Raw genomic sequence first — 3,478 nt, 5'->3', positions numbered from 1 at the left:
CCGCGTTCGGAGGCCTACTTTGTTTTCCCTCTGGCGCAAGGCACGCCGGGAAAACAGTGCGGCCTCGCGGCTACTGGGGACTACCAGCCTTCGCTTCGCTCTCCATGGCTGGCAGCGGTTGTTGGAATCCGTAAAACCGAGGGTTTATGGATGGACACTCTCTAGATTCCATCTGTCGTGGCAATTGAATATCAATCATGCCTGTTGTACGGCCTGTATTGTAAACACCGCTAAGCAATACAATGTCTACATAATGGTCATTTACAACCCAGGAAGCAGAGAGTTTGAAGTCACCCAAACGGAGAGCCAAGCCTGGCTGGACATCTGATATCACACTCTCATCTGGTTGAAAGCCAAATTCTAAAAGTATGTCGCGTGTGCTTAGCTCTCCTTCATTCATGCGACGGTATCTTCCATGATGGAACTAGCATCGGCTGTCAGTTCACCACTGAAAGCCTTTTGTAGGATGGATTGTTTGAGTTCAGCCAGGGCAGTGAGTTTTTGTTGGTAGATGGTTTCGAGGTGCTGGATTTCCTTCGCCAGAGCATTAAATATCTTCACAACGCGCTTTTGCTCCAAGAGATCTGGAAGTGGAACTGGTATGGAATTCAATGCTTTCTGATTAAGTTTTGGTTGAGCCATCCCGCTCACATACGGTTCCAGCGAAATTGAGTTAAAATAATATTCTACGAATTGAAGGGTTTCCTTGTTCTCAAAGCGTAGAACATGAGCGTGATTATTAACCCAGGTCTTTCCAGTTATTGAAAAGGCTATCGGGTAAGTTCTTGCCAGCAGGTTAGCACCATCCTCGGAAACTAAGAGCAATTCCTCATTAAAGATGTAATCTGCTACATAATCAACAATTCCTGATGCACCGTAGTAAGGGATATCTCCACTCTCTCTTTTCGCTTTTGTGATAGGGATACGTTTGCTATCTAAATTCTCGCAAATCTGACCCAAAGGTTTCTCCTCCCATTCATCACCCTTCTTCTCAAATACATTATTAAGATAACTCTCAAACAACTCACGCGCATTGGCGAGGTTCTTCTCGGCATTGGCAACTGCCTGACTGATAGCGGCGAAGGCTTCATCCAGGATGGCGACGATGCGTTTTTGTTCGGGGAGGGGTGGAAAAGCTCGTTCAATAGCGTAAACATCATTACGATTGATACCTGGTTTCACGCCTTTCGCAAGAGATTGAAGCTTTAGGGATAATAGGCAGTAATAAAGAAACATCCGGTCATAATGCTCCTCATCATAATCGACAAAGTAGGTCACATCTAGCGGCCAAAACTTATCGGCAGAGAGATTGACCTCACCTGCAGAACCTTTTCTGCCCACAATGATGCTTGGTTTATTTCGATAGAAGCGATTTGTGCGGCACTTGATTCCATTAGCGCCATAGGCTGGATATTCACCATTATCGTCACGATCTTCCTTCGGCAAGGGTTTGCCATACTCCAATTTCAATACATCATCAAGACGTTTAACTACCCAATCTGCCGACATTTGGCTCACAACATTCCCCTAATCCCTTCCAACACCTTCGCGCTCTCAGCATCCAGTGCCGCTATTTCCTCCAGAATCTCCTCCGGCTCTCGCAAAGGCGCTTCTTCAGGTGCATTGGGGTTCTTCACAGATAGATCAAAGCTGTTCTGATCAACATCCCCAGCATCCACCGTCCAAGACTTCTCACTTTCAGCAAAGCTAGCTTGTAGCTCCACAAACTCCTTGAGATCATTATCATTTAACGGATTGGTCTTGCCCATGTTTCTACCGGGATCTAACTGGTAATACCAGATCTTTCTGGTGGGCGCTCCCTTTTCAAAGAAAAGCACCACCGTTTTAACGCCAGCGCCAAGAAACGTACCGCTTGGGCAATCCAGCACCGTATGAAGGTTGCAGTTCTCTAATAGCTCTTGGCGAAGCGCTTTGGAGGCATTATCCGAGTTGGAAAGAAAGGTGTTCTTGATAACCATAGCTGCCCTGCCGCCTGCTTTCAGATACTTGATGAAATGCTGCAGGAATAGAAAGGCGGTCTCCCCTGTCTTGATCGGGAAGTTTTGCTGGATTTCTTTGCGTTCCTTACCTCCGAATGGAGGATTAGCCAGGATGATGTCGTAGCGATCTTTTTCCTGAACATCAGCCAAGTTCTCAGTCAGCGTATTGGTGTGGAGAATGTTCGGAGCCTCGATGCCATGCAGAATCATATTCATGATCCCGATCACATAGGCCAGGCTCTTCTTCTCTTTGCCGTAAAAAGTCTTGGTTTGCAGTGTGTTTAGCTGTTGGGTAGAGAGCTTGGCGCTACCCCCCTCTGCGTTATAACGAAGGTAGTCATGCGATTCACACAGGAATCCTGCGGAACCACAGGCACCATCGTAGATAGTTTCGCCCAGGGTGGGTTTGATGACATGGACCATGGCTCGAATCAGTGGCCTTGGAGTGTAGTACTCGCCACCATTGCGACCAGCATTGCCCATGTTCTTGATCTTGGTCTCGTAGAGATGGGAGAGTTCGTGCTTCTCCTTTTGAGACTTGAAATGCAATTCATCAACCAGTTCCAGGGCATCCCGCAGGGAATAGCCGCTCTGAAATTTGTTCTTTATCTCCCCAAAAATCTCTCCAATCTTGTATTCGATGGTATCTGGGGAGGAAGCACGATGTTTGAATCCACTCAGGTAAGGGAAAAGCTCAGTATCCACATATTGGATCAGATCATCACCGGTCAGGGCTGCATCGTAATCAAAGCGGCCTTCTGAGGTCTTTGGAGCGGCCCAGCGAGACCAGTGATGCTTCTCATCAATGATGAAATCATAGCGTTTGCCAACCAACTCTGCCTCGATGGCGCGTTCACCCTCCAGGTCATCCAGGTATTTGAGGAAGAGCATCCAAGAGGTTTGCTCTGTGTAGTCCAGCTCTGAGGAACAGCCGGCTTCTTTCCAGAGGACATCGTCGATATTTTTGAAAGTTTGTTCAAACATTTTTATGTTTCTGCCGTTTTTTGTATCATTCTATAGCCCCGACATTCTCTCTCTTTCATCAGCTTCTGGATTTCCGCCAGTCCTTTCTCTTTGCCAGAAACCAGGCATATTTTCTGATTCCCTCGATGAGAATCCAGGCTGCCCCATACTTTAACCAGCGTCCAGTCGCCAAAAAGATCCTTAACCAGATCAGCCTGGTAGTAGCGCCGATTGTCAGGATTGACCCAGCGCAACACAACAGCACAGCCTATATCGCACTCAAAAGTCGCATACCTTGCACCACTCTCACTAGTTCAATCCCGTTGGGAATCATGCGGTAAAGCATTAGATAGCGCCCAACCGGCAAATATCGGAAATCTTCAGCAATATCTGACCTTGCTTGCCCCAGTTCTGGGTTCTCTGCCAGCAGTTGGCCTTTCTCCTCAAAGGAATCAAGTAAGTTATCGGCTGCAGCAGGATTATCCTGGGCAATGTAGAGCCAGATATCGATCAGG

The 3,478-nt window shown here is 47.3% G+C and carries 4 protein-coding genes; all 4 read right to left on the bottom strand.

The genetic code is table 11. From position 1 onward, the window contains the following. Positions 1-396 precede the first annotated feature (396 nt). On the bottom strand, positions 397-1,509 hold the full coding sequence (locus ACOCD2_RS14505; RefSeq protein WP_293680346.1) for a restriction endonuclease subunit S: 1,113 nt from the start codon (positions 1,507-1,509) through the stop codon (positions 397-399). A 5-nt stretch (positions 1,510-1,514) separates the two neighbouring features. Beyond that, entirely contained in the window at positions 1,515-2,984 is a 1,470-nt protein-coding gene (locus ACOCD2_RS14500) for an N-6 DNA methylase (protein ID WP_293680343.1), read from the bottom strand. A 2-nt stretch (positions 2,985-2,986) separates the two neighbouring features. Then, on the bottom strand, positions 2,987-3,217 hold the full coding sequence (locus ACOCD2_RS14495) for a WGR domain-containing protein (protein WP_305802859.1): 231 nt from the start codon (positions 3,215-3,217) through the stop codon (positions 2,987-2,989). A 14-nt stretch (positions 3,218-3,231) separates the two neighbouring features. Then, positions 3,232-3,478 (bottom strand): type II toxin-antitoxin system RelE/ParE family toxin (locus ACOCD2_RS14490; protein ID WP_308333994.1); only part of this gene is annotated, 247 nt, incomplete at its 5' end.

Origin of the sequence: Thiolapillus sp. (assembly GCF_048562965.1) — a bacterium.
Classification (GTDB): Bacteria; Pseudomonadota; Gammaproteobacteria; order Chromatiales; family Chromatiaceae; genus Thiolapillus; species Thiolapillus brandeum_A.
Note: the sequence above shows the minus strand (reverse complement) of the source record. Positions and strands in the feature narration are given on the sequence as shown.

Coding starts and splice junctions, on each gene's coding strand:
- ACOCD2_RS14505 (WP_293680346.1), bottom strand. CDS start 1,509: ATGTCGGCAGATTGGGTAGTTAAACGTCTTGATGATGTATTGAAATTG.
- ACOCD2_RS14500 (WP_293680343.1), bottom strand. CDS start 2,984: ATGTTTGAACAAACTTTCAAAAATATCGACGATGTCCTCTGGAAAGAA.